Genomic DNA, 26,036 nt, shown 5'->3' with positions numbered 1-26,036 from the left:
GCAAGGCCCGAAGGTCCCCTGCTTTCTCCCGTAGGACGTATGCGGTATTAGCGTCCGTTTCCGAACGTTATCCCCCACTACCAGGCAGATTCCTAGGCATTACTCACCCGTCCGCCGCTCTCAAGAGGAGCAAGCTCCTCTCTACCGCTCGACTTGCATGTGTTAGGCCTGCCGCCAGCGTTCAATCTGAGCCATGATCAAACTCTTCAGTTCAAACATCTTTGGGTTTTTAAGAAACCCTAAACTTGGCTCAGCAATCGTTGGCTACATCTTTGATTTCTCGCGGAGTAACTTGTGATGCTGATAATCTTGTTGACTATCAGTCTGACTCCACAAGCACCCACACGAATTGCTTGATTCAGTTGTTAAAGAGCGGTTGGTTAAGATCTTTCGTCTCAACCGAGGCGCGCATTCTACAGCAGCCTCATTTGCTGTCAAGTGATTATTTTCAGAAGTTTTCGAAGAATTCTTCAACAACTTCAACCACTTGCGCTTACGATCTCTCGTCAGCGGGAGGCGAATTCTACAGCGTTACACGCCGCTGTCAACACCTCTTTTTCAACTCCCTTTTGGCTTCGATGAACTGAAGCAACCTGCTGCCGAAAACTTCATAACTCATTGTTTACCAAGGAGTTTTCCGTTTCGACTGCGCCGGAAGTGGGGCGAATTATAGACAGATATAAAACGCCGTCAACACCTCATTTCAGTTTTATTCGGCTTTGAGCGTAATACGCGCAAATGCCTTCTTCCCAGCCTGACACACGTGGGTAGCGCCCAGCTCGTAGATAAAGGTGCGATCAACAACCTCACCATCTATACGCACGCCACCGGAACCCAGCAGGTCGCGCGCAACCGCGGAGTTCTTAACCAGGCCCGCCTTATTAAGTACAGCGGCAATCGGCATCGCTTCAGACGCAGTCAATTCGATCTCTGGCAGATCATCCGGCAGCTCGCCATCCTTCATGCGGTTACCAGCCGCGCGGTGAGCACTGGCCGCAGCCTCTTCACCATGGAAGCGCGCGACGATCTCTTCCGCCAACTTGATCTTCACGTCACGAGGGTTCGCACCCGCCTCGACTTCAGCGCGCAACGCATTGATCTCATCCATCGAGCGGAAGCTCAACAGCTCGAAATAACGCCACATCAGCGCATCAGGAATCGACACAAGCTTGCCGTACATCACACCCGGCGCTTCCTGGATGCCCACATAATTACCCAGGGACTTGGACATCTTCTTGACGCCATCCAAGCCTTCCAGCAACGGCATGGTCAGAATGCACTGAGCCTCCTGCCCATACGCACGCTGCAGCTCGCGCCCCATCAGCAGGTTGAACTTCTGGTCAGTGCCGCCCAGCTCAACGTCCGCGCGCAATGCCACCGAGTCATAGCCCTGCACCAGCGGGTAGAGGAACTCGTGAATCGCGATCGGCTGATTGGTGGAATAACGCTTATCGAAGTCATCACGCTCAAGCATGCGTGCCACGGTGTATTGGGAAGTCAGGCGAATGAAGTCGGCCGGCCCCATCTGATCCATCCAGGTGGAGTTGAACGCCACCTCGGTCTTGGCCGGATCAAGAATCTTGAACACTTGAGTCTTGTAGGTCTCGGCATTATCGAGAACCTGCTCACGGGTCAGCGGCGGACGCGTTGCGCTTTTGCCGCTCGGATCACCGATCATCCCGGTGAAGTCACCTATAAGGAAGATGACTTGATGCCCCAGCTCCTGGAACTGGCGCAGCTTATTAATAAGCACGGTATGACCCAGGTGCAGATCCGGCGCGGTCGGATCGAAGCCAGCCTTAATACGCAGGGGTTGGCCACGCTTGAGCTTTTCGATCAGCTCGGCCTCGACCAACAGTTCTTCCGCACCACGTTTTATCAGCGCTAGCTGCTCTTCAACCGACTTCATAACAGACCCGCAAGGCTCAGATTCAAAAGGGAACCAACCATACAAGATCAGGGACTAATTACAAGTTTTGTCCCGCGCACGGACACCGTTCAGCAAGCCCAGCGTTCGCGAGCTTGCGCCACAGATGATTTGGTTATATTTTATACAGTTATTTCATCTTCATCATGTCATTCATCTTTTCCATTTCATCTTCAAAGTCAAAATTACTTATGACCACAGAACCGTCTAAAGCGCCGCCGCTTTACCCGAAGACCCACCTGCTCGCCGCAAGTGGTATCGCCGCCCTTCTCAGCCTGGCACTCCTGGTATTCCCTTCCAGTGACGTAGAAGCCAAACGAACATCCCTGAGCCTTGACCTGGAAAGTCCTGTTGAACAACTGACACAAGATCAAGACGCTTCCGACGCGCAACAAGCCACAAACGCACCGGCAGAATCTCCATTTGCACAGATAGAAAGCAGCCCGGAAGACACCCAGGCGGCCACTCAAGAGTCGCCTGCGCCAGCCACTCCAAAAAATCCGCTGCACCGCGAAGTGACCGTCGCCAAAGGCGACACCCTTTCAACACTGTTTGAAAAAGTCGGTCTACCTGCCTCTACGGTTAATGAGGTGTTGGCCAGCGATAAACAAGCCAAGCAATTCACCCAGCTCAAACACGGCCAGAAGCTTGAGTTCGAATTGGCTGCCGACGGCCAGTTGAAAAGCCTGCACAGCACTGTCAGCGACCTCGAAAGCATTGCCCTGACCAAAGGCGCCAAAGGCTTTGCGTTCAACCGCATCACCACCAAACCGGTAACGCGCTCCGCCTACGTGCATGGCGTCATCAACAGCTCGCTGTCACAGTCGGCCGCCCGCGCCGGCTTGTCCCACAGCATGACCATGGACATGGCCAGCGTGTTTGGCTACGACATCGACTTCGCCCAGGACATCCGTCAGGGTGACGAATTTGACGTGATCTACGAGCAGAAAGTCGCCAACGGCAAAGTCGTCGGCACCGGCGCGATTCTCTCTGCGCGGTTTACCAACCGTGGCAAGACCTATACCGCAGTGCGTTACACCAACAAACAAGGCAACTCCAGCTACTACACCGCCGATGGCAACAGCATGCGCAAAGCCTTCATCCGTACGCCGGTGGACTTTGCCCGCATCAGTTCGCGCTTCTCCATGGGCCGCAAGCACCCGATCCTCAACAAGATCCGCGCCCACAAAGGCGTTGACTATGCCGCCCCCCGCGGCACGCCCATCAAAGCTGCCGGTGACGGCAAGGTGCTGCTGGCCGGACGTCGCGGTGGCTACGGCAATACCGTGATCATCCAGCACGGCAATACCTACCGCACCCTTTATGGCCACATGCAAGGGTTCGCCAAAGGCGTGTCGACCGGCAGCAACGTGAAACAGGGCCAGGTCATCGGCTATATCGGTACCACCGGCCTGTCCACCGGCCCGCATTTGCACTATGAGTTCCAGGTGAACGGCGTCCACGTCGACCCACTGGGCCAAAAGCTGCCAATGGCCGACCCGATCGCCAAAGCCGAACGCGCACGCTTCCTGCAACAGAGCCAGCCATTGATGGCACGCATGGACCAGGAGCGCTCCACCCTGCTGGCCTCGGCGAAGCGCTAAGGTATGCCGCTCTATATAGGTGTGATGTCCGGGACCAGCCTCGATGGCTTGGACATCGCCCTGATCGAACAGAACCCGGCAATCAACTTGATCGCCACGCACTACATCCCCATGCCGGACGATCTGCGTACCCAGCTGCTGAGCCTCTGCGCCAGCGGCCCGGATGAGATCGCCCGTTCAGCTATCGCCCAGCAACACTGGGTGACACTGGCGGCCAAAGGCATCCATGCCTTACTGGAACAACAGAACCTCAAGCCTCAGGACATACGCGCGATCGGCAGCCACGGCCAGACGATCCGCCATGAACCTGCTCGAGGCTTTACCGTACAAATCGGCAACCCTGCCCTGCTCACCGAGCTGACGGGCATTACCGTCGTCAGTGATTTCCGCAGCCGCGATGTGGCCGCATGCGGTCAAGGCGCGCCCTTGGTGCCTGCCTTTCACGAAGCCTTATTCGGGGAGCGTACCGGCAACCGCGCCGTATTGAATGTCGGCGGCTTCAGCAACCTCAGCCTGATCGAGACCGACAAGCCCGTAGCCGGCTTCGATTGCGGCCCGGGCAACGTGCTGCTGGATGCGTGGATCCACAATCAGCGTGGCGAGCACTTTGATCGCGATGGCCAATGGGCGGCCGGCGGCCAGGTCGAGCCTGCACTACTCAACGCTCTGCTCAGTGACCCATTCTTCCTGACCAAAGGCCCGAAAAGCACCGGGCGTGAAGTCTTCAACCTGGGATGGCTGCAACACCACCTCGGCAGATTGCCAGCGTTCCAGCCAGAGGATGTGCAAGCAACCCTGCTTGAACTGACCGCACTGACCATCGTCGAGTCCCTGCATGCGGCACAAACTGACACCGAAACCCTGCTGGTCTGTGGTGGCGGCGCGCATAACACCACGCTGATGAACCGCCTTGCGGCGCTGTTGCCGTCCACTCAGGTCAGCAGCACCGCCACTTACGGCGTGGACCCCGACTGGGTTGAAGCCATGGCCTTCGCCTGGCTGGCCCATTGCTGCCTGGAGGGCATTGCCGCCAACCGCCCAAGTGTCACTGGCGCACGCGGGCTTCGGGTATTAGGCGCAATCTACCCGGCCTGAACCTGCAGACAGCAAAACGCCGCTTGGCCTATCAAAGCCAAGCGGCGTTTTTTATTTGCTGAAGATCAGACTGCTGATCAGATCGAGAACGAAGACCCGCAACCACAGGTCGTGGTGGCATTCGGATTCTTGATCACGAAACGCGAGCCTTCCAGACCTTCCTGGTAATCCACCTCGGCACCTGCCAGGTATTGGAAGCTCATCGGGTCCACGACCAGGCTGACGCCCTCGCGCTCGACGATGGTGTCATCGTCGGCCACATCTTCATCGAAGGTAAAACCGTACTGAAACCCTGAACAACCGCCGCCCGTAACGAATACGCGCAGCTTCAAGCGATCATTACCCTCTTCATCGACCAGGCTCTTCACCTTGTGCGCAGCACCGTGGGTGAATTGCAAAGCCGTGGGGGTGAAGGATTCAACGCTCATGCTGATAATCTCCCGGCGTAGCGCCGCCATATGCGTAATGGCGGGCATTATCCGCTTCTCCTAGAAAAGCGGTCAACTATTATGGGAGCAGTGGCAAGCTTCAAGCCTTAAGTTTCAAGCTTGCCACTGACAACTTGAAGCTAGCAGCTGCTTTTAAGGCAGCATGCCCGCGTGGGACAGGCCCAGCTTCTCATCCAGACCAAACAGGATATTCAGGTTCTGCACCGCCTGGCCCGACGCGCCCTTGACCAGGTTATCGATCACCGACAACACCACCACCAGATCGCCATCCTGTGGGCGGTGCACCGCAATGCGGCATACGTTGGCACCGCGCACGCTACGGGTTTCCGGGTGGCTGCCAGCCGGCATCACGTCGACGAACGGTTCATTGGCATAACGCTTTTCAAACAACGCCTGCAGGTCTACCGAACGATCAACAACGGTTGCATAGAGCGTGGAGTGAATGCCACGAATCATCGGCGTCAGGTGCGGTACGAAGGTCAGGCCTACGTCTTTACCGGCGGCACGACGCAACCCTTGGCGAATCTCCGGCAGGTGACGATGCCCTTTGACCGCGTAGGCCTTCATGCTTTCCGACGTTTCGGAGTACAGCGAACCTACAGCTGCACCACGGCCGGCGCCGCTCACACCTGACTTGCAGTCGGCGATCAAACGCGAAGTATCGGCCAGGCCGGCTTCCAGCAATGGCAGAAAACCCAGCTGCGTCGCGGTCGGATAGCAACCCGGCACGGCAATCAGGCGCGCTTGCTTGATTTGCTCACGATTGACTTCCGGCAGACCGTACACCGCCTCTTCCAGTAACTCAGGCGCGCCGTGTGGCTGGCCGTACCACTTGGCCCACTCATCGGCGTCCTGCAAACGGAAGTCGGCCGACAGATCGATAACCTTGGTACCCGCCGCCAGCAGTTCGCCGGCCAGTGCATGCGCCACCCCGTGAGGCGTGGCGAAGAACACCACATCGCATGCGCCCAGGGTCTTGATGTCCGGCACGCTGAACGCCAGGCCGTCATAGTGGCCTCGCAGGTTCGGGTACATATCGGCCACGGCCAGCCCGGCCTCGGATCGGGAAGTGATGACCACCACCTCAGCTTGCGGATGCTGAGCCAACAGACGCAGCAATTCGACACCGGTGTAACCCGTGCCGCCGACGATACCGACCTTGACCATAAACCTGCCCTCAACGAACCCACTGGAAAGCCGTCGATAATAGGGGCCGCATCGTCCTGCGACAACCGTCAACGTGACGTACAGGCACATGAGCCACTACTATCTTCAGTTACCGTGAACCTGGGAATAACTAGAAATGCTCTATCTATGGATCAAAGCCTTCCATATCGTCAGTATCGTCTGCTGGTTTGCCGGGCTGTTTTACCTGCCACGCCTGTTCGTCTACCACGCACAAAGTGAGGACACCGTCAGCAAAGAACGCTTCAGCCTCATGGAGCGCAAACTGTATCGCGGCATTATGGGGCCAGCGATGATCGCCACCCTGATATTCGGCGGCTGGCTGATCTACCTCAACCCGGCCATCTTTCAATCCGGTGCCTGGATCCACGCCAAACTTACCTTGGTAGTACTGCTGATCGGCTACCACCATATGTGCGGCGCCCAGGTAAAACGCTTCGCCCGTGGCGAAAACACCCGCAGCCATGTCTTTTATCGCTGGTTCAATGAAGTGCCGGTTCTGATATTGCTGGCTATCGTAATTTTGGTCGTGGTCAAACCGTTCTAATTTCAATTACTCGGGGAACCTCCAATGTCACTGCCCGCTTCGCTCGAACAAAGTCTGCGCCTGCCCGTGGTGGCTGCGCCGATGTTCCTGATTTCCAACCCGCAACTGGTCCTGGCGTGCTGTCGCAATGGCGTGGTCGGGAGTTTCCCGGCACTCAACCAGCGCGAAAGCAGCGGTTTCAAGGCCTGGCTGGAGGAAATCGAAGCGGGCCTGGCACAGTTGGACAACCCCGCGCCCTATGCCGTTAACCTGATCGTGCATAACAGCAACCCAAGGCTTGAGGCAGACTTGGCGATCTGCGTCGAGCACAAGGTGCCGATCGTCATCACCAGCCTGGGCGCGGTCAAGGAGCTGGTGGATGCGGTTCACAGCTACGGTGGCCTGGTTTTTCACGACGTCACCACCCGCCGGCATGCCGAGAAAGCCGCAGAAGCCGGTGTTGATGGCCTGATCGCCGTGGCAGCGGGCGCCGGCGGCCACGCCGGCACCTGGAGCCCGTTCGCGTTGATCGCCGAAATTCGCCAGTTCTTTGATAAAACCCTGCTGCTGGCCGGCTGCCTCAACCATGGGCATGAGATACTCGCCGCGCAACTGCTGGGCGCAGACCTGGCGTATTTCGGCACGCGCTTTATCGGCACCACCGAAAGCCACGCCCCGGACGCCTATAAAGAGATGCTGCTCACATCGCGCGCCGCCGACATCGTGCACACTCCTGCGGTGTCCGGCGTACCCGCAAGCTTCATGCGCCAGAGCCTGGAAAGCGCCGGTTTCGACCTCGCCGCCCTGCAGGGCAAAGGCGAAGTCAACTTCGGTTCCAAGCTCAAGCCGTTGAGCGATGAGGCCAAGGCCTGGAAAACCGTATGGTCAGCCGGCCAAGGTGTTGGCCAGATTGATGATTTGCCCAGCGTCGATGAACTGATTGCCCGCCTGGATGCCGAATACCGCAAGGCACGCGAGCAGGCCGCGCAACTGCGCTGGCCCCGTTGAACTGAATATCGGGCCTGCCCATTGGCGCAGGCCTGCAAACCCTTCCCTGAACAAGTGACAAGGATGCCCGCATGAGCGACAGCCGTTTCAAGATTGTGTTTGACGGAGCCCTGCTTCCGGGTGTCGAAAGCACCACCGCCAAGCTGAACCTCGCCGAGCTATTCAAAAGCGATGTGGCAGCCATCGAAAAGCTTTTTACCGGCCGCCCGGTCGCCCTCAAGCGTGACCTTTCCCGCGCGGATGCCGAAACCTACCTCACTGCGCTGAAAAACGCTGGCGTCGATGCCCGTATCGAACCCGAGCAGCCGGTAACCTTCAACCTGGCCGAAACCCACGAGACCGACGCCAGCACCGCTGACTTATCGCGCCCTGCGGCTTCGCCCTATGCACCACCGCGTGCTGCCGTGGGTGAGTACACCGAGCAATACTCAACCCTTAAAGTGTTCACCATCCACGGGCGCATCGGCCGCTTGCGTTATCTGGCCTGGACGCTGGTATTGACCCTCGCGCTGTTGGTGGCCGGTGGCATCATCAGTACCGCGAGCTTCGCCGTGGCAACCGCCTCGCCGACTGCCGGCACCATCCTCGGGGTACTACTGGGCTTGGCATTGTTTGTTGCACTGGTGTGGGTGAGTGTGCAAATCGGTGTGCAACGCCTGCATGACCTGGGCTGGTCCGGCTGGCTGTACTTTCTCAACCTTGTGCCATTGGTCAACAGCGTCTTCCCGATCCTGCTGCTGGTACTGCCGGGCAACGCAGGCGCCAACCAATATGGCCCGCCGCCGCCGCGCAACTCCACGGCAGTCAAGGTGCTGGCGACCCTATGGCTGGCGTTTATTCCGGTGATGCTCGCCATCGTGGTGACGCTGGGCATGAACGGCTACCTGAATCAACTCGAAGCCAATATGGACAGCAGCTACGAAAGCAGCTCCATTACTGCCGATGACGCCACCGATCAAAGCGTCACCGTAGATGAAGAAGACGGCGTGCAAAGTGCTGAGGACGCAGCCGAACCTGTAGACTCTCCAGAACAGTGAAGAAACGCCCCGCCGCCTGTGATGCCTCTGTCACAGGCTCGGCGGCGTTGCGATGGAGAAAGGCATGACCCGTTACGCTCTGATCACCGGCGCCTCCAGCGGCATCGGCCTGGCTTTGGCCGAAGCACTGGCCCGTCGCGGCCGCAGCTTGATTCTGGTGGCCCGCCAGCGTGATCAGTTGGAAAGCATTGCAATTGAATTGACTCAGCGCTTCGGCGTCGAGGTGCTGTTTCGTGCCTGCGACCTGGGCGAGCCACTGCGTTTGTCCGGGTTCCTGCTGGAACTTGAAGAAGGCGAGCGGCAGATCGACTTGCTGATCAACTGCGCCGGCATGGGCACCAGCGGGCCGTTCCTCGCCCAGGACTGGATGACCGAGCAAGACCTGATCGAAGTCAACATCCTGGCCCTCACCCGCATGTGCCACGCCCTCGGCAACGCCATGGCGCTGCATGGCGGCGGGAAGATTCTTAACGTAGCCTCGGTCGCAGCCTTCCAGCCCGGCCCCTGGATGAGCAGCTATTACGCCAGCAAGGCGTATGTGCTGCACTTCTCCGAAGGCCTGCGCGAAGAGTTGAAGACCTGCGGTATCAAGGTCTCGGTGCTGTGCCCCGGCCCCACGCGCACGGCGTTTTTCGGCACCGCGCAAATGGACACCGCCAAGCTCGACCGCAGCGCCCAACTGATGAGCCCGGAAGAAGTGGCGCTCTACACCGTGCGCGCGCTGGAAAAGAACAAAGCCATCATTATTCCCGGGCGACGCAACCGCTGGCTGGCCTTTAGCCCGCGCTTGAGCCCGCGCTGGCTGACCCGCAAGATTGCCGGAGCCATCAACAAGGCCTATTGCCCGCGCTGACGGCCTCGGTACACTCGTTCTGCACTTTCATAATGGAGAAACAGCTGTGGATACTCTGTTCACCAAGATCATCAACAGAGAAATACCTGCGAAGATCATCTATGAAGATGACCAAGTCCTCGCCTTCCATGATATTGCCCCAATGGCACCCGTGCATTTTCTGGTCATTCCGAAAAAGCCGATCCGCACCCTCAACGACCTCACCGAAGAAGACAAAGCCCTCGCTGGCCATATTCTGTTCACCGCTCAACGGCTGGCGGTAGAGCAAGGCTGCGAGAAGGGCTTTCGCGTGGTGATGAACTGCAACGAGGATGGTGGGCAGACTGTTTATCACATCCATATGCACGTGCTGGGTCAGCGCCAGATGAACTGGCCGCCAGGCTGATTGTTGCGCAGAGTTTGCGACGGCTACGCCGTCGGGCGGGAGCAAGCTCCCTCGCCACAGGGGCAAATTGACACAGCGCAAACGCATCGCCCTCTCTTGCGGTAAACTGGCCGCCGAGATTCTTCCCGGAGGTCAGCATGACTACCCAACGTCACTACTCGCCGATTGACCGTCTGTTGCTGCAAGCCGACATGGCCATGCGCACACTGCTGCCCTTCAGCGGCCAGCCGTACCGGCCTTCGCCCGCCATCGTGCAGCCCGATGCGCAGATGAGCGAGACCGACACCCGCCACGTCGCCGGCCTGATGCGCATCAACCACACCGGTGAAGTCTGTGCCCAGGCGCTGTACCAAGGCCAGGCGCTGACCGCCAAGCTGCCGCAAGTACGCGCAGCGATGGAACATGCGGCCGAAGAAGAAATCGACCACCTGGCCTGGTGCGAGCAGCGCATTCGCCAGCTCGGTAGCCATCCCAGCGTGCTCAACCCACTGTTTTACGGCTTGTCTTTCGGTATCGGCGCCGCCGCTGGCCTGATCAGCGACAAGGTCAGCCTCGGTTTTGTTGCCGCAACCGAGCATCAAGTGTGCAAACACCTGGATGAACACCTGGAACAACTGCCGGCCGAAGACGAAAAGTCGCGGGCGATTCTTGAACAGATGCGCATTGATGAAGAACACCACGCAGAAAGCGCACTGGATGCAGGCGGCTTCCGCTTCCCGGCACCCGTGCGGTTTGGCATGAGCGTACTGGCCAAGGTCATGACCAAAAGCACCTACCGAATTTAAACAATGCCGCACAAAAAAGGGCGCCCTCAACGGCGCCCTTTTTTATTGCCGACTCGCAATCAACCCAGCTCGATAATCTCGTAGTCATGGGTGATGGCCACACCGGCTGCGCCAAGCATGATCGATGCCGAGCAGTACTTCTCGGCCGACAGCTCGATAGCACGTTTAACCTGAGCTTCCTTCAGCGCCCGGCCTTTGACCACGAAGTGCATGTGGATCTTGGTAAACACCTTGGGGTCTTCAGTGGCGCGCTCCGCTTCCAGGAAAGCTTCGCAGCTTTCGACGGCCTGGCGGGACTTCTTCAGGATGCTGACCACGTCGAAATTGCTGCAACCGCCAACACCGAGCAGGAGCATTTCCATCGGGCGTACTCCCAGGTTACGGCCACCGGCGTCCGGCGGGCCATCCATAACTACGACATGGCCACTGCCCGACTCACCGAGGAACATGGCCTCGCCCGCCCATTGGATGCGTGCCTTCATCGCCCAGACTCCACTGCTAAAAAAGGGTCGCCAGCTTAGCACAGGGTCTTGAAACCGCAGCGCCCGGCATGAAAACGATCAATGACGACGTTTGCCCGCTAAATTCCCTAATCGAGGCAGAATGTGTCTGTTAAGCTGGCGCCAATTCAATGGCGCATTGCCACCCTTTGTACTGCGTGTATCAATGCCGTTACCGTTGGATAAAAATAATTCCAACCACACCGTGCAGTCTTTTCGGGATACAACCATGGTTGCTCTTGCTCCCACACCCAAGATCAAGAACCTCGACAAATTGTTGATGCACTGCCAGCGCCGGCGCTACCCGGCCAAGCACAACATCATTTGCGCAGGCGAACGCTCCGAGACGCTGTTCTTCATTATCAAGGGTTCGGTCACCATCCTGATCGAAGACGAAGACGGCCGCGAGATGATCATCGCGTACCTCAATACCGGCGATTTCTTCGGCGAGCTGGGGCTGTTTGAACAAGCCGGCAAAGAGCAGGAGCGCAGTGCCTGGGTGCGGGCAAAGGTCGAGTGCGAAGTCGCCGAGATCAGCTATACGAAGTTTCGCGAACTGGCCCAGCACGATCCCGACATCCTCTACGCCTTGAGCGGACAGATTGCCCAGCGCCTGCGCGACACCACACGCAAAGTGGGCGACCTGGCTTTCTTTGATGTCACCGGCCGCGTGGCTCGCTGCTTGCTGGAGCTGTGCAAACAGCCCGACGCCATGACTCACCCCGACGGCATGCAGATCAAGGTCACGCGCCAGGAGATCGGACGTATTGTGGGGTGTTCACGGGAAATGGTCGGTCGTGTACTCAAAGACCTGGAAGAGCGCAACCTGGTAAACGTCAAAGGCAAGACAATGGTGGTGTTCGGTACGCGTTAACCTGGCAGGAAACCGGCCAGCATCTGCCGGTACAACGCGTCCAACCGGGTGATCGCATCCGGTGCGGGGAAAGCTTCGTGCAACGCGATATGGCTGTCGGCCCGCACCCGCTGATCGATCCCGCAAGCCTCGTTGAAACGATTGACCGCCGCAATCAACTCATCGCGGTCGTTATCCAGCAACAACGCGCCGTGCACCAAGCCCACCGGGCGGCCAGCGCTTTGCCGCCAGCGCTGGGCAGTGCCGACCATCTTGCGGCCGTTGAGGTTGACGTTGTAGCGACCGTCGCAGAAGGCACCTTCAATTTCACCAACAGAAGCGTCACCACCCAACTCAATCAGCAAGTCGCAGATCGGTTGGCACAAACGCTGATAACCGGTTTCGATGCGCCCTTGATCACCTTCGCTGCGTGGCGGCGCGTAAACCAGTGCGATATTGACCGTGGCAGCCGACTGCGGCACCGGCTCTCCGCCGGTTTCGCGCAGCAACACCGGCCAACCGGCAGCAGCCGAAACCTGGCTGGCAGCGTCAAAAGCCGGCAAGCGGCTCAAACGGCGCGGCATCACCAAAGCCTGGTCATTTGGCTGCCAGAACAGTAGCCCGAATTCCTGTTCACCGGCGCAAATGGCCGCCAGCAAGTCTTGCTCGGCGGCAAGCCCTGCTTCAACTGTCATCGACACCGGCTCAATCATCGAACACCTATTTCTCTGAACAGACACAAAACAAAATGTGGGAGCTGGCTCCCACATTTTTGACCGTGTTTCAAATCAGTCGAGGGTGGAACCGCTCACCGCCACGCCACGCTCCGGGAAGAACAGGCGCTGCAATTCCGCCCCTGGGTTCTCGGCGCGCATGAACGTCTCGCCCACCAGGAACGAGTACACACCGCTGATTTCCATCAGTTCCACGTCGGCGCGGTTGACGATGCCGCTCTCGGTAATCACCAGGCGGTCGCGCGGAATACGCGGCAACAGGTCCAGGGTATTTTCCAGGCTGACTTCAAAGGTGTGCAGATTACGGTTGTTAACCCCCACCAACGGTGTATCGAGGGTTTTCAACGCACGCTCCAGCTCATCGCCGTCGTGTACTTCGACCAGTACGTCCAGGCCGACGCTTTTGGCCACGGCCGCCAGCTCGGCCATCTTCACGTCATCCAGCGCGGAGACGATCAACAACACGCAATCGGCGCCCAAGGCACGGGCCTCGACGATCTGGTACGGGTCAACCATGAAGTCCTTGCGGATCACCGGCAACTTGCACGCGGCGCGGGCTTGTTGCAGGAACAGGTCGGAACCCTGGAAGAAGTCGATATCGGTCAATACCGACAAGCAGGTTGCGCCGCCCTTCTCATAGCTCTTGGCAATGTCTTCAGGAATGAAAACTTCGCGAATCACGCCCTTGCTGGGCGAAGCTTTTTTGATCTCGGCAATGACGGCAGGCTGCTTTTCCTTAGCCTGCTTGATCAGCGCATTGGCAAAGCCGCGCGGCGCGTCGGCAATTTTCGCCTGGGCCTCAAGTTCAGCCAGGCTCACACGGGCGCGGCGCTCGGCGACTTCTTCAGCCTTGCGCGCGAGGATTTTTTCCAGAACGGTCGGGACACTCATCCTTCATTCTCCATTTTGAACACAGCGGTAAAGGCTCCCAGCTCTTCGAGCTTTTCGCGAGCCAGACCGGTGTGCAGCGCATCGTGGGCCAAGGCGACACCTTCCTTAAGACTATAGGCGTGGTCCGCCGCGTAAAGTGCCGCGCCAGCATTCAGAACAATCATTTCTGCGGCTTTCTGGCCGTTTTCCGTCTTGCGGCGCCCCAAGGCATCACGGATCAACTCCAGCGAGGCCGCCGGGCTTTCCACCGACAAACCATGCAAGCTTTGGCTTTTCATGCCGAGGTCTTCGGGCTCGACCCAATATTCAGTGACCTGGTCATTCTTCAGCTCCGCCACGAAGGTCGGTGCCGCCAGGCTGAATTCATCCAGGCCATCTTTGGAATGCACCACCAGCACGTGCTTGCTGCCAAGACGTTGCAACACTTCGGCCAACGGCCGGCACAGCGCCTGGCTGAACACACCGACCACCTGATGTTTAACGCCGGCCGGATTCGTAAGCGGGCCGAGCATGTTAAACAGGGTGCGCAGGCCAAGGTCCTTGCGTGGGCCGGCAGCGTGCTTCATGGCGCCATGGTGGGACTGGGCAAACATGAAACCAATGCCCACGCTGTCGATGCAGCGCGCCACTTGCACCGGCGTCAGGTTCAGATAAATCCCGGCCGCCTCCAGCAAGTCGGCGCTGCCGCTTTTGCCCGACACCGCACGGTTACCGTGTTTGGCCACCGTGCAACCGGCAGCCGCCACCACAAAGGAGGAAGCCGTCGACACGTTGAAAATATTCGCACCGTCGCCGCCGGTGCCGACCACATCGACCACACCATCGAGGGTCTTGAGCTCAACCTTGTCGGCCAGCTCACGCATCACTGACACGGCGCCAACGATTTCGTCGATGCTTTCGCTCTTCATGCGCATCGCCATCATGAACGCGCCGATCTGTGCGTCGGTGCATTGGCCGGTCATGATCTCGCGCATCACATCGCTCATTTCAGCGGTGCTCAGGTCCAGATGGCCGACGATACGGCTCAGGGCAGTCTTGATATCCATGGAAAGTCCTTAGCGCGTGCCGCCGCTCTGCTTGAGAAAGTTGGCGAACAGCTCATAGCCCTGCTCGGTCAGGATTGATTCGGGGTGAAATTGCACCCCTTCGATATTCAGTGTCTTGTGGCGCAGGCCCATGATCTCGTCGACCGAGCCGTCTTCCAGCTGGGTCCAGGCGGTCAGTTCCAGGCACTCGGGCAGGGTTTCACGCTTGACCACCAACGAGTGGTAGCGCGTGACGGTCACTGGCAGGTTGAGGCCGTGGAAGACGCCGAGGTCTTTATGGAACACCGGGCTGGTCTTGCCGTGCATCACTTGGCGCGCACGCACCACGTCACCACCAAACGCCTGGCCGATGGACTGGTGGCCCAGGCACACGCCCAGGATCGGCAATTTACCGGCGAAATACTGAATGGCTTCCAGCGAGATGCCCGCTTCGGTCGGCGTACACGGGCCAGGCGAAACCACGATGCGCTCCGGGTTCAGGGCGGCGATTTCGGCGACTGTCAGTTCGTCGTTGCGCACCACCTTGACCTCGGCACCCAGCTCGCCCAGGTACTGCACAACGTTGTAGGTAAAGGAATCGTAGTTATCAATCATCAGCAACATGTGGGTTCAAACCTCTTGAATTCACTGATTTCGAATGACCGCCTTCCAAGAGAGTGTCCCGCTGCCAGACGCACGTTCCGGTTGCCAGGGTGAGCCGGCAAGGGGCGTCAAACAAAGGGTGAAGAAGGCAAATCGGTACAGGTCCGGCCAAGCCGGCAGAGAAAAATGTCAGGCGCGCCAACGCCAACGGGCGTGTGCCTTGACTACTCGCATCAAGAGTTTGCTGATGATCAACACGGGGAGGGTCTCATTCATACGTTCAGGCACAGTAACGTAGCCTCGCCAGCGGTGCAATATGGAGCAGCGATTCCGGGGGTCACCACCGAGTATTTGTAAGAAAAAACTGTTTTCTTCGAAGAAAACCCTCACTACATTGCTAGTGTTTCGCTTCCGACACAAAAACAACTAAATGGAATTTTGCATGCTCAGACCACCGTTTTTTGCGCCCCTTGCCGGCTGCCTTCTGTCCCTGGCCTGCGCGCAGGCGTTTGCAGCACCTTCACCTTACTCAACCATGGTCGTGTTCGGCGACAGCCTGGCGGATGCCGGCCAATTCCCCGATGGCTCGGCCGGCGCCACCTTGCGTTTTACCAACCGCACCGGGCCGACGTTCCAGGGCGACTATGGCCTGGTGTCATCAACTTTATTGGGTTCCAAGCTGGGCGTGGCGCCCAACGACCTGAATGCATCCACCTCGCCCGTGCGTGCCGCCCAAGGCTTACCCGATGGCAATAACTGGGCGGTCGGCGGCTACCGTACCGACAACATCCTGGACTCCATCACCTCGGTCTCCAATGCGGCGATCCCGCCCGGCAACGCCGGAGGTGGCACCGTACTGCGCAGTCGCCAGGGCTATTTGCCCGCCAACGGCGGGCGCGCCGACCCTAACGCGCTGTACTTCCTGTCTGGCGGTGGCAATGACTTCCTTCAAGGGCGCGTCCTCAGCCCAGGCCAGGCCGTTGCCGCCGGCGGGCGCTTGGCCGACAGCGCCCAAGCACTGCAACAGGCCGGCGCGCGGTACATCATGGTGTGGATGCTGCCCGACCTGGGCTTGACGCCCGCCATCAACGGCACGCCCGCGCAAGGCGCCAGCTCGGCCCTGAGCAGTATTTTCAACCAGGCGCTGGTGCAGCGCCTGTCGCAGATCGACGCCCAGGTCATCCCGCTGAACATCCCGTTACTGCTCAATGAAACCTTCGCCGACCCTGCGCGCTTTGGCCTGGCCAGCGGGCAAAACCTCACCGGCACCTGCTTCAGCGGCAACGGCTGCACGGCCAACCCAGTGTATGGCATTGGCGGCACCACCCCGGACCCGACCAAGCTGATCTATAACGACTCGGTACACCCCACCATCGCCGGGCAACAGTTAATCGCCGACTACGCCTACTCGCTGCTCGCCGCGCCGTGGGAAGTAACCTTGCTGCCAGAGATGGCCCAAGGCACCTTGCGCGCCCATCAGGATGAACTGCGCAACCAGTGGCAAGCCGACAATGGCAACTGGCAGGCCGTTGGCCAATGGCGCGCGATTGTCGCCGGTGGTGGCCAGCATCTGGACTTTGATGATCAACGCAGTTCGGCCAGCGGCGACGGCAGTGGCTACAACGTGAACGTGGGCGGCAGCTATCGCCTCGACGAAAACTGGCGCGTCGGCGTGGCCGCCGGCTTGTATCGCCAGACCCTCGAAGCCGGTGCCCGCGATTCGGACTACAAGCTCAACAGCTACATGGGCACCGCGTTTGCGCAATATCAGCAAAACCACTGGTGGGCCGATGCGGCGCTGACCGGCAGCAAGCTGGACTTCGACAGCCTCAAGCGCAAGTTCGCCCTGGGCGTCAGCGAAGGCGGCGAAAAAGGCGACACCGACGGTTGGCTCTGGGCCTTAAGCGGCCGCTTGGGCTACGACATTGCCGGCGCCGGCAGCGATTGGCACCTCTCACCGTTCATCAGCGCCGACTATTCGCGGGTCGAAGTCGATGGCTATTCGGAAAAAGACAACCGCTCCACCGCGCTGACCTTCGATGATCAGCAACGCGACTCCAAGCGCCTGGGCGTCGGCCTGCAAGGCAGCTACCGGATTACGCCGCAAACCCAAGTGTTTGGCGAAGTGGCCCACGAGCATGAGTTCGAAAACGACACCCAGAAGGTAAAGATTTCGCTCAACAGCGTGCCAGGCATCGACTTCAAGCTGGACGGCTACACACCGCGCAGTAATTCGGATCGATTGAGTCTGGGCGTCAGCCATAAGCTGACTCAGGAGCTGGCGCTACGGGCGGCGTATAACGTGAGGAAGGATGACAGTTTTACCCAGCAAGGCGTCAATGTTGGGGTGAGTCTGGATTTCTAAGCGGATCTTAAACGCCCCACAAAACAACTGTGGGAGCGGGCTTGCTCGCGAATACGGTCTATCAGTTACACATTCAGTGACTGACACTGCGCATTCGCGAGCAAGCCCGCTCCCACATTTTTATTTACATCTAATCTCAAGCTTGCGGCGTTTGCTCAGCCAACGCCACCGCCCGGAACATCGCGCGGCGTTTGTTCAGGGTTTCTTCCCATTCCAGGGCCGGCACCGAGTCAGCCACAATCCCGCCACCCGCCTGCACATGCAGCTCGCCGTCCTTGATCACGGCGGTGCGGATCGCAATCGCGGTGTCCATATTGCCGTTCCAGGCAAAATACCCCACGGCGCCGCCATACACACCACGCTTGACCGGCTCCAGTTCGTCGATGATCTCCATCGCGCGAATTTTCGGCGCGCCCGACAAGGTGCCCGCCGGCAGAATCGCCCGCAGCGCGTCCATGGCGGTCAACCCGGCTTTCAGCTCGCCGGTGACGTTGGACACAATGTGCATCACGTTGGAATACCGCTCGATGACCATCTTCTCGGTGAGCTTCACCGAACCGATTTCCGACACCCGCCCGGTGTCGTTGCGGCCCAGGTCGATCAGCATCAAGTGCTCGGCAATTTCCTTGTCGTCACTCAGCAGGTCTTCTTCCAGCGCCAGGTCGGCTTCTTCGGTCGCGCCACGCGGGCGCGTGCCGGCAATCGGGCGCACGGTGATCAGGTTGTCTTCGACCCGCACCAGCACTTCCGGCGAGCTACCCACGACGTGGAAGTCGCCGAAGTTGAAAAAGTACATGTACGGCGTCGGGTTGAAGCAACGCAGCGCGCGGTACAGATCGATCGGCGCGGCCTTGAAGTCGATGGACATGCGTTGCGACGGCACCACCTGCATACAGTCACCGGCAAGGATGTATTCCTTGATGGTGTCGACTGCGCGCTCGTAGTCATCCTGGGTAAAGCTTGAACGAAAGATCGGGTCGGCGGCTGGCGGACGGCTGAGGTCCAGGCCACGACGTGGGGTGATCGGCTGACGCAGTTTTTCCAGCAATGCCTCAAGGCTGGCCTGGCCTTGCTCGAAGGCATCGGCCTGGGACGGGTCGGCGAGGACAATCGCGTGCATCTTGCCGGCGAGGTTGTCGAACACCACCACCGCGTCAGAGACCATCAGCAGAATGTCCGGCACGCCGAGCGGGTCCGGGTTCGGGCATTTGCCCAGGCGTTTTTCCACGTAGCGCACGCAGTCGTAGCCGAAATACCCCACCAGGCCACCGTTGAAACGCGGCAGGCCGGGAATGGTCGGCACGTTGTAGCGCGCCTTGAAGGTTTCGACGAAGGCCAGCGGGTCTTCTACGTCATGGCTTTCGATCTCGACGCCATCATGGGCGATGCTCACATGATGGTCATGCACGCGCAGCACGGTGCGGCACGGCAGGCCGATAATCGAGTAACGGCCCCATTTCTCGCCGCCCTGCACCGATTCGAGCAGGTAGGAGTTGGGCTCGTCGGCCAGTTTGAGGTAGATCGACAGCGGCGTATCGAAGTCGGCCAGGGTTTCGCAGGCCAAGGGGATACGGTTATAGCCGGCAGCGGCCAAACGCAGGAATTCTTCGCGGATCATGAGGTGCCTCGTGGCTTGAGGGTCAAACGGTCAGGTGTGCAAACGTGCCGCAGCGCGGCCAGGATCAGTCAGGCGCGCCAACGCCAGCGGGCCAGGGCCTTGATGACTTTCATCCAGAGTTTGCGAGTGACCACCACGATGGAGTTTCCAGAAGGGGTTGATTCGATGTCGGGCAACGTTATCTCAGCGCCCGCTCCCAAGCAACCGGGGATTAGCAGTCGCAGATCATCAATCACCAGCGCCGGCGACTCTTCGGCGATCGGCCGGCCATGGTTATACCCGTAGCTCAGCGCCACACACTGCACGCCAGCGGCTTTGGCGGCCAGCACATCACTGCGCGAATCACCGACAAACAACGATTGCGAGGCCGGAATATTGGCCATTTTCATCACAAAGAACAGCGCCGCCGGGTCAGGTTTTTTCTGCGGCAAGGTGTCGCCGCCGATGATCCAGCGGAAATACCGGCCGATTTTCATCTGGTCCAACAGCGGCGCGACAAAACGCTCCGGCTTGTTGGTGATCAGCGCCATCTCCACGCCTTGCTTGTGCAGCCACTTGAGCGTGTCGCGCACGCCGGGGTAGACCACGGTGAGCTCATGGCTGCTTTCATAGGCGACATTGAAGAGTTCCAGGGCGTGCTCGGCCTCGACCTCATCCACACCTTCAGCATCGATGTGGTTGGCCAAGGCCCGACGCACCAGCATCTGCGCGCCATTGCCGACCCACTCACGCACCGATTCGATGCCCGCCGGCTTGCGCCCCAGCTTGAGCAGCATCTCGTCCACCGCCGCCGCCAGGTCTGGCACCGAATCGATCAACGTACCGTCCAGATCGAACATCACCAGCCGTGGCAGTTTGCCGGGGAACAACTGCTCAAAACCGCTCATGGACGCGCCAGCGCCAGTTCGGCCCGCATCTTGTCGATGACTTCCTGGTAGTTGGGGGCGTTGAAGATCGCCGAGCCGGCCACAAAGGTGTCAGCGCCAGCCGCGGCGATTTCGCGAATATTGTTGACGTTAACCCCGCCGTCGATTTCCAGGCGGATATCACGGCCCGACGCATCGATCAGCGCGCGGGCTTCGCGCAGCTTGTTCAGCGTACCGGGAATGAACTTCTGCCCACCGAAGCCTGGGTTGACGCTCATCAACAAGACCATGTCGACCTTGTCCATCACGTACTCCAGCACGCTCAACGGCGTGGCGGGGTTGAACACCAGGCCCGCCTTGCAACCGCCTTCACGGATCAGTTGCAGGGTGCGGTCGACGTGCAGCGTGGCTTCCGGGTGAAAGGTGATGTAGGTAGCGCCGGCCTCGATGAAGTCGCCGACGATGCGGTCCACCGGGCTGACCATCAGGTGCGCATCGATCGGCGCAGTAATGCCGTACTTGCGCAGTGCCGCGCAGACCATCGGGCCGATGGTCAGGTTGGGCACGTAGTGGTTGTCCATGACATCGAAGTGCACGAAGTCGGCACCGGCGGCCAATACCTTGTCCACTTCTTCACCCAGGCGGGCGAAGTCGGCGGAGAGAATCGATGGAGCGATAACGAAGGGCTGCATGACGCACCTTTTTTGAGCTAAATCACGATGGCGCGCATTGTATACCTCATGCTTTACCCAGCGCACCGTGACCTAACTCAATGGTCAGTATGCCGCCCGATAGATTTTCTCGATATCCGCCGCACTGAGCTTGCGCGGGTTGTTGCGCATCAAGCGCTCGATACCCGCCGCTTCCGTCGCCATGGCGGGGATCGCGTCTTCCGGCACGCCGAAGCTGCGCAGCCCTGCCGGGATTTCCACGGCGGCACACAGCCGCGTCATCGCCTCGACCGCCTGGTCGGCAGCATCGTTGACGCTGAGCCCGGTGATATTCACGCCCATGGCTTGGGCAATGTCCTGCATGCGCTCCACGCAGGCCAGCTTGTTCCAGTGCATTACATAAGGCAGCAACAGCGCATTGCTCACACCATGGGCGATATTGAATCGCCCGCCCAGCGGGTACGCCAAGGCATGCACCGCGCCGACGCCCGCATTGCCGAACGCCATGCCGGCCATCAGGCTGGCGGTGGCCATATCATCACGGGCCTGCAGGTTGGTCGGGTTGGCATAGGCCTTGGGCAGCGCGTTGGCGATCAGCTTGATCGCGCCGATGGCCAGCGCGTCAGTGATCGGCGAGGCATTCAGCGACAGGTAGGACTCGATCGCATGCACCAACGCATCCACGCCACTGGCGGCGGTGACACTGCGCGGGCACGTGAGAGTCATTTGCGGGCTGATCAGCGCCACATCCGGCAATAAGTAATCGCTGACGATGCCCTTTTTCAGCTGTGCGGCCTTGTCGGAGAGGATCGCCACGTTGGTCACCTCTGAGCCAGTACCAGCAGTGGTCGGGATGGCGATCAGCGGCGGGCCTTTGCGCGGCACCTGGTCGACGCCGAACAAGTCCGCCAGGGCGCCGTGGTAACCGGCATAGGCCGCGACACTCTTGGCAATGTCGATGGCACTGCCGCCGCCCACGCCGATCAAGCCGTCATGCCCGCCTTCGCGGTACACGCGCATGCAGTCCTCGACAATGGCGATTTCCGGGTCGGGCAGCACGCGGTCAAAAATCTCATAGGTGCGCTCGCCCAGGTGCTCAAGCGCCAGCGCGACGGTGCCGGACTTGACCAGCGCGGCATCGGTGACGATCAGCGGGTTATCCACATCCAGACGCGTGAGCTCGGCGGCCAGTTGTTCAATGGCGCCAGCGCCGGTCAGCAGTTTATGGGCGATCTTGAATGAGGAAGTACTCATGTGCGTGGCCTCTTGTTAATGATGGGCTGGCACAAGAGTAGCTCGGGATTTTCGGTTGCCCAGCATTCACAGACCAAATGGCGCCGCCATCAAGGCCCGGCACACACCGCCGATACACTGACAAATACCGACCAACCCATTAGGCTGCTGGAATCACTTCTGGCCGGGAACCCACCATGCCCTTTCACTACCGTTCGGCACTGCCAGCTCTGTGCCTGTCACTGCTATTGACCAGCGCCTTTACTGCCCAGGCCGCCGATGCACCTGCGCCCGCCGCCGAAAAACCGGCTGAACGCCAACCGCTGCCCGAGCGCAGCCAGGAAGAAGCCAACGCCCTGGAGCGTCAACTGCCGGCACAGGAACAGCAACAATTGCAGGCTGGCAGCGATTCATTCCTGGCCCTGTGGAAACCGGCCAACAGCGCCGAACCTGAAGGTGTGGTGGTTATTGTGCCGGGCGCCGGAGAAAGCGCCGACTGGCCACAAGCAATCGCGCCCTTGCGCCGCAAATTACCCGACGCCGACTGGGGCACCTTGAGCCTGTCGTTGCCGGATGTGAACCTCGACACCTTGCCGCCTCGGGTCATGGAGTCGCCTAAAGCCGCGGTCGACACCAGCAGTAAAGACGGCAGTACGGCCGCCAAACCGATCGAACAAGCCGCCAGCGCCGAAGCCGAAGGCACTGACCCAGCGGTGGTGCCGGGCGCCGATGAACAGGACAAGACCGACGCCAAGCGCATCTTCGATCGCATCGACGCCGCCGTTGCCTTTGCCCAAACCCAGAGCGCGCGCAGCGTGGTGCTGCTCGGCCACGGCACCGGCGCCTGGTGGGCTGCGCGCTACCTGAGCGAGAAGCAACCGTCCCAAGTGCAGAAGTTGGTGATGGTGGCCGGCAAAACGCCTGCGGCCAGGCAGCCGGACCTGCAAAAACTGGCGCCGGCGCTGAAAGTGCCGACGGCGGATGTGTATTACCAGGACGGCGCCCAGGAACGCAAAAACGCGCTGGAACGCAGCCAGGCTGCCAAGCGGGCGAAGAATGACGGGTACAAACAGGTGTCGCTCAAGACCCTGCCGGGCAACAGTGCGGCTGAGCAAGAGCAGTTGTATCGGCGGATTCGTGGGTGGTTGAGCCCGCAGGCGAAAGAAGGCTGACACGCTATTTCAAGAACACTGCAGACCTGATGTGGGAGCGGGCTTGCTCGCGAATGCGGTGCATCAGCCGACATCTTCAGTGACTGACACTGCGCATTCGCGAGCAAGCCCGCTCCCACACCCGATTGGGTTGCTAGGCTCAGGTTGTGGTGGCTACCTGAAATCGCGCCGCTCACGAATCAACGCATAGGCATTATGCAGCTCGCGGGTGCGCTCGGTGGCCTCACGCACTTGCGCCAGGCTTGCTCCCGTGCCAGCGATTTTGTCCGGGTGATGGCGACTGAGCAGGCGGCGATAGGCGCGTTTGATGGCGGCCGGTTCGCTGGTGGACGTCACCCCCAGAACCCTCAGCGCCTCCTGATACGCCCCGCCTCGATTGGCCAGTGGCTTGCGTTCGGGGGCGTAATCAGACGCCAGCGCCTGTAACTGTTGCGGCGTCCACCCGAGCCACTTGCCCCACAGGTCGATCAGGTCGCGCTCGGCGTCATCGGCCTTGCCGTCCGCCCAAGCCATGCGCCAGCATGCACGCAACACACCTTCCGCCGCATGGGGCTGAGCCTTGAGCACACGCAGGTAATTGCGCACCCGGTCGGAACCGGACTTGCCACGATTGAACGCGGTAATCGCCCGGCGCTGGGCCGGCTCGCTCATGTCCAGCGCGCGCATTTCCTGGCGCGCCTGCTGGATATGCCCATCCACCACCCGGCCATTACTCTTGGCCAGGCGCCCCAACAAAACAAACAGCAATTCGTCGTTGCGCAACGCCGGGCGCCCGCCCAGCCGCTCGCGCAATTGCGCCCAGCTGTGCAGCTGCAGGCGGCGATCCAGTGCCTGCCCCAGCAATGCGCCCAACAAGGCCCCCGGAATACTGGCAATGGCAAAGCCAGCCCCGGCACCGATCAGTGTCCCTGGCCACAACATCTTATTGCCCCGCAGTCAGCAAGGTTTCAACCTGCGCCAGACGCTCCAGCGTGCCGACATCAATCCAGTGTCCTGTCATGTGCTCTCCCGTTACCAGACCTTTGACCATGGCCTCCCGCAACAGCGGCGCCAGTTTGAAGGCAACTACGCTGCAACCCGCGAACAGCTGTGGGTCGAGCACTGAAATGCCACTGAAGGTCAGGTTATCGGCACCGGGCGCGGCATCATGAAGCAGGCCGTTGTCCAAATAGAAGTCGCCTCCCGTTGGCGCATGGGCAGGCATGTCGACCATGACCAGGTGGGCAAGCCCTTCCAGCGCCTTGTTGTGCAGACTGGCAAAGTCGAAGTCCGTCCAGATATCGCCATTGACCAGCAGGAATGGCTCGTCGCCCAACAACGGCAGCGCCTTGAAAATACCGCCACCGGTTTCCAGCGGCTCGCCCTCGGGCGAGTACTGAATGCGCAAGCCAAACTGCGCGCCATCACCCAGGTAGCTCTCAATCTGCTGGCCGAGCCAGGCATGGTTGATCACGATTTCGCTGAAGCCGGCCTTGGCCAGCGCTTCAAGGTGATACTCGATCAAACGCTTGCCGCCCGCCTGCACCAGCGGTTTGGGCGTGTGCAAGGTGAGCGGGCGCATCCGCTCACCTTTGCCCGCCGCCAGGATCATCGCCTTCATACGCGCGCCTCGGTCGGTTCGCGCAGGCTGGCGAGCAACTCACCCAACTCGTCCAGCTCCGGCCGATCGGACAGTACCGCTTCTATATAAGCAAAGAAGCGCGGCACGTCGGCCAGGTAGCGCGGCTTGCCATCGCGATGGCAGATGCGTGCGAAAATGCCGATGACCTTGAGGTGGCGCTGCACGCCCATCAGGTCACTCGCGCGCAGGAACTCGTCAAAATCAGCCTGCACAGGAATGCCCAACGCAGCTGCACGCTCCCAGTAACCACGCTGCCACTCGCGCACACTCGCCTTCGGCCAACTGAGGAACGCATCCTTGAACAAGCAGGTGATGTCATAGGTAACCGGGCCATAGACCGCGTCCTGGAAGTCCAGCACGCCGGGGTTCGGCGCGCTGATCATCAGGTTGCGCGGCATATAGTCGCGATGCACCAGCACTTTGGGCTGGGCCAGGGCGCTGTCGATCAGGTGATCACTGACGCGCTGCCATAAGGCCAACTGCCGGGTGTCGAATTCGATACCCAAATGTTGGCGCACGTACCACTGCGGAAATAATTCCAGCTCACGACGTAACAAGGCCACGTCATAGCTGGGTAGCGGCGCGTCCATCGGCAATTGCTGAAAAGCCAGCAACGCGTCGATGGCATCGGCAAACAATTGATCGGCGTTTTGCGCGTCAATTACGTCCAGATAGGTTTTTTGGCCCAGGTCATTCAGCAAAAGAAAGCCGCGCGGCAAATCTTCTGCATAAATTTTTGGCACATTTATTCCCGATTTCGCGAGTAAATCAGCGATATCGACGAAAGGTTTGCAGTTTTCCTGGGGGGGTGGAGCGTCCATGACGACGAACGTGCGACCGCCACCCTCCCAGCGGAAATAACGCCTGAAACTCGCGTCGCTGCTGGCCGCGGTCAATGTGGCCGGAGGTACGACACCCCAGTCCTGAGCGTTGAAAAGGATCGGCAACTGCTCATCCAGCCAAACTTTCAGCTGTTGTAAACGTAGATCTTGCTCGGGCATTACAAGGGTCTCCGACGGCGCTAGCCGTC

Annotated in this window: 26 protein-coding genes and 1 rRNA gene; 11 read left to right on the top strand and 16 right to left on the bottom strand. The window is 59.8% G+C overall.

Translation table 11 applies throughout. From position 1 onward, the window contains the following. Positions 1-213: ribosomal RNA gene (locus ACTD9P_RS10075) — 16S ribosomal RNA — on the bottom strand; the annotation flags it as partial. A gap of 496 nt (positions 214-709) precedes the next feature. Then, complete coding sequence (gene tyrS, locus ACTD9P_RS10070) at positions 710-1,909, bottom strand: tyrosine--tRNA ligase (protein WP_438867606.1); 1,200 nt, start codon at positions 1,907-1,909, stop codon at positions 710-712. A 209-nt stretch (positions 1,910-2,118) separates the two neighbouring features. Here tyrS and ACTD9P_RS10065 point away from each other — a divergent pair, with 209 nt between their 5' ends. Together ACTD9P_RS10065 and ACTD9P_RS10060 are read left to right on the top strand one after the other, a co-directional pair. Beyond that, on the top strand, positions 2,119-3,531 hold the full coding sequence (locus tag ACTD9P_RS10065) for a peptidoglycan DD-metalloendopeptidase family protein (RefSeq protein WP_438867605.1): 1,413 nt from the start codon (positions 2,119-2,121) through the stop codon (positions 3,529-3,531). Between the two features lie 3 nt (positions 3,532-3,534). Continuing rightward, positions 3,535-4,626 carry an anhydro-N-acetylmuramic acid kinase gene (locus tag ACTD9P_RS10060; RefSeq protein ID WP_438867604.1) on the top strand — a complete coding sequence of 364 codons (1,092 nt, stop codon included), beginning with the start codon at positions 3,535-3,537 and terminating at the stop codon, positions 4,624-4,626. 77 nt (positions 4,627-4,703) lie between these two features. Here the strand turns inward: ACTD9P_RS10060 and erpA are convergent, their stop codons facing one another. Together erpA and argC are read right to left on the bottom strand one after the other, a co-directional pair. Continuing rightward, positions 4,704-5,054, bottom strand: coding sequence for an iron-sulfur cluster insertion protein ErpA (erpA, locus tag ACTD9P_RS10055; protein ID WP_003176443.1), 351 nt, complete (start codon positions 5,052-5,054; stop codon positions 4,704-4,706). 153 nt (positions 5,055-5,207) lie between these two features. Next, positions 5,208-6,242: an N-acetyl-gamma-glutamyl-phosphate reductase gene (gene argC, locus ACTD9P_RS10050; RefSeq protein ID WP_017138092.1), complete on the bottom strand. Its 1,035-nt coding sequence runs from the start codon at positions 6,240-6,242 to the stop codon at positions 5,208-5,210. Positions 6,243-6,378: 136 nt separating this feature from the next. On the opposite strand from argC, the gene hemJ reads away from it, so the two are divergent. The 6 genes from hemJ to coq7 all read left to right on the top strand — a co-directional run bounded on the left by hemJ (position 6,379) and on the right by coq7 (position 10,854). After that, the gene (gene hemJ, locus ACTD9P_RS10045; RefSeq protein ID WP_200430300.1) at positions 6,379-6,807 is read left to right on the top strand and encodes a protoporphyrinogen oxidase HemJ; all 429 of its coding nucleotides are present in this window, start codon (positions 6,379-6,381) and stop codon (positions 6,805-6,807) included. A gap of 24 nt (positions 6,808-6,831) precedes the next feature. Further along, entirely contained in the window at positions 6,832-7,794 is a 963-nt protein-coding gene (locus tag ACTD9P_RS10040; protein ID WP_438867603.1) for an NAD(P)H-dependent flavin oxidoreductase, read from the top strand. Between the two features lie 71 nt (positions 7,795-7,865). Continuing rightward, on the top strand, positions 7,866-8,831 hold the full coding sequence (locus ACTD9P_RS10035) for a DUF805 domain-containing protein (protein ID WP_438867602.1): 966 nt from the start codon (positions 7,866-7,868) through the stop codon (positions 8,829-8,831). A gap of 64 nt (positions 8,832-8,895) precedes the next feature. After that, entirely contained in the window at positions 8,896-9,684 is a 789-nt protein-coding gene (locus ACTD9P_RS10030) for an SDR family NAD(P)-dependent oxidoreductase (RefSeq protein WP_438867601.1), read from the top strand. Between the two features lie 46 nt (positions 9,685-9,730). Beyond that, complete coding sequence (locus ACTD9P_RS10025; RefSeq protein WP_003210943.1) at positions 9,731-10,069, top strand: histidine triad nucleotide-binding protein; 339 nt, start codon at positions 9,731-9,733, stop codon at positions 10,067-10,069. Positions 10,070-10,206: 137 nt separating this feature from the next. Continuing rightward, positions 10,207-10,854 carry a 2-polyprenyl-3-methyl-6-methoxy-1,4-benzoquinone monooxygenase gene (gene coq7 / locus ACTD9P_RS10020; protein ID WP_017138087.1) on the top strand — a complete coding sequence of 216 codons (648 nt, stop codon included), beginning with the start codon at positions 10,207-10,209 and terminating at the stop codon, positions 10,852-10,854. A 59-nt stretch (positions 10,855-10,913) separates the two neighbouring features. On the opposite strand, the gene ACTD9P_RS10015 is transcribed toward coq7, so the two are convergent. Continuing rightward, positions 10,914-11,336, bottom strand: a complete 423-nt coding sequence (locus tag ACTD9P_RS10015) for an OsmC family protein (protein WP_017138086.1) — start codon at positions 11,334-11,336, stop codon at positions 10,914-10,916. Positions 11,337-11,583: 247 nt separating this feature from the next. Between ACTD9P_RS10015 and crp the strand changes: the two genes are divergently transcribed. Continuing rightward, positions 11,584-12,228, top strand: a complete 645-nt coding sequence (gene crp / locus ACTD9P_RS10010; RefSeq protein WP_200430305.1) for a cAMP-activated global transcriptional regulator CRP — start codon at positions 11,584-11,586, stop codon at positions 12,226-12,228. On the opposite strand, the gene ACTD9P_RS10005 is transcribed toward crp, so the two are convergent. The 4 genes from ACTD9P_RS10005 to ACTD9P_RS09990 form a co-directional block, all read right to left on the bottom strand. Next, positions 12,225-12,920: a lipoate--protein ligase family protein gene (locus ACTD9P_RS10005; protein WP_438867600.1), complete on the bottom strand. Its 696-nt coding sequence runs from the start codon at positions 12,918-12,920 to the stop codon at positions 12,225-12,227. The genes crp and ACTD9P_RS10005 overlap by 4 nt on opposite strands. A gap of 75 nt (positions 12,921-12,995) precedes the next feature. Beyond that, positions 12,996-13,832: an indole-3-glycerol phosphate synthase TrpC gene (trpC, locus tag ACTD9P_RS10000; protein ID WP_438867599.1), complete on the bottom strand. Its 837-nt coding sequence runs from the start codon at positions 13,830-13,832 to the stop codon at positions 12,996-12,998. After that, entirely contained in the window at positions 13,829-14,878 is a 1,050-nt protein-coding gene (gene trpD, locus ACTD9P_RS09995; protein ID WP_106575502.1) for an anthranilate phosphoribosyltransferase, read from the bottom strand. Before trpD ends, trpC begins: the two co-directional genes overlap by 4 nt. Positions 14,879-14,887: 9 nt before the next feature. Continuing rightward, entirely contained in the window at positions 14,888-15,481 is a 594-nt protein-coding gene (locus ACTD9P_RS09990; protein WP_053258301.1) for an aminodeoxychorismate/anthranilate synthase component II, read from the bottom strand. A gap of 421 nt (positions 15,482-15,902) precedes the next feature. On the opposite strand from ACTD9P_RS09990, the gene estP reads away from it, so the two are divergent. Continuing rightward, positions 15,903-17,825 carry an esterase EstP gene (estP, locus tag ACTD9P_RS09985; RefSeq protein WP_438867598.1) on the top strand — a complete coding sequence of 641 codons (1,923 nt, stop codon included), beginning with the start codon at positions 15,903-15,905 and terminating at the stop codon, positions 17,823-17,825. 136 nt (positions 17,826-17,961) lie between these two features. Here estP and trpE read toward each other — a convergent pair whose 3' ends face one another. From trpE to ACTD9P_RS09965, 4 genes are all read right to left on the bottom strand, one after another. Next, positions 17,962-19,443 carry an anthranilate synthase component I gene (trpE, locus tag ACTD9P_RS09980; protein ID WP_438867597.1) on the bottom strand — a complete coding sequence of 494 codons (1,482 nt, stop codon included), beginning with the start codon at positions 19,441-19,443 and terminating at the stop codon, positions 17,962-17,964. 68 nt (positions 19,444-19,511) lie between these two features. Continuing rightward, positions 19,512-20,330: a phosphoglycolate phosphatase gene (locus tag ACTD9P_RS09975; protein WP_068931558.1), complete on the bottom strand. Its 819-nt coding sequence runs from the start codon at positions 20,328-20,330 to the stop codon at positions 19,512-19,514. Further along, entirely contained in the window at positions 20,327-21,001 is a 675-nt protein-coding gene (gene rpe / locus ACTD9P_RS09970; RefSeq protein WP_017138077.1) for a ribulose-phosphate 3-epimerase, read from the bottom strand. The genes ACTD9P_RS09975 and rpe overlap by 4 nt, the downstream gene beginning before the upstream one ends. An 84-nt stretch (positions 21,002-21,085) precedes the next feature. Beyond that, positions 21,086-22,234 (bottom strand): iron-containing alcohol dehydrogenase, encoded by a 1,149-nt coding sequence (locus tag ACTD9P_RS09965; RefSeq protein ID WP_438867596.1) that lies wholly within the window; start codon positions 22,232-22,234, stop codon positions 21,086-21,088. A 176-nt stretch (positions 22,235-22,410) separates the two neighbouring features. On the opposite strand from ACTD9P_RS09965, the gene ACTD9P_RS09960 reads away from it, so the two are divergent. Then, on the top strand, positions 22,411-23,385 hold the full coding sequence (locus ACTD9P_RS09960) for an alpha/beta hydrolase family protein (protein WP_438867595.1): 975 nt from the start codon (positions 22,411-22,413) through the stop codon (positions 23,383-23,385). A 153-nt stretch (positions 23,386-23,538) separates the two neighbouring features. Here ACTD9P_RS09960 and ACTD9P_RS09955 read toward each other — a convergent pair whose 3' ends face one another. From ACTD9P_RS09955 to ACTD9P_RS09945, 3 genes are read right to left on the bottom strand one after another with little or no spacing between them, the layout of a single operon-like run. Then, on the bottom strand, positions 23,539-24,306 hold the full coding sequence (locus tag ACTD9P_RS09955) for a TerB family tellurite resistance protein (protein ID WP_438867594.1): 768 nt from the start codon (positions 24,304-24,306) through the stop codon (positions 23,539-23,541). Position 24,307: 1 nt separating this feature from the next. Further along, positions 24,308-24,985 (bottom strand): N-acetylmuramate alpha-1-phosphate uridylyltransferase MurU, encoded by a 678-nt coding sequence (murU, locus tag ACTD9P_RS09950; RefSeq protein ID WP_438867593.1) that lies wholly within the window; start codon positions 24,983-24,985, stop codon positions 24,308-24,310. Continuing rightward, positions 24,982-26,007: an aminoglycoside phosphotransferase family protein gene (locus ACTD9P_RS09945; protein WP_438867592.1), complete on the bottom strand. Its 1,026-nt coding sequence runs from the start codon at positions 26,005-26,007 to the stop codon at positions 24,982-24,984. Before ACTD9P_RS09945 ends, murU begins: the two co-directional genes overlap by 4 nt. Positions 26,008-26,036: the final 29 nt, after the last annotated feature.

This window comes from Pseudomonas onubensis (assembly GCF_965653655.1).
Lineage (GTDB): Bacteria > Pseudomonadota > Gammaproteobacteria > Pseudomonadales > Pseudomonadaceae > Aquipseudomonas.
The sequence above is the reverse complement of the archived record's forward strand: the minus strand, read 5'-3'. Positions and strand labels throughout refer to the sequence as shown.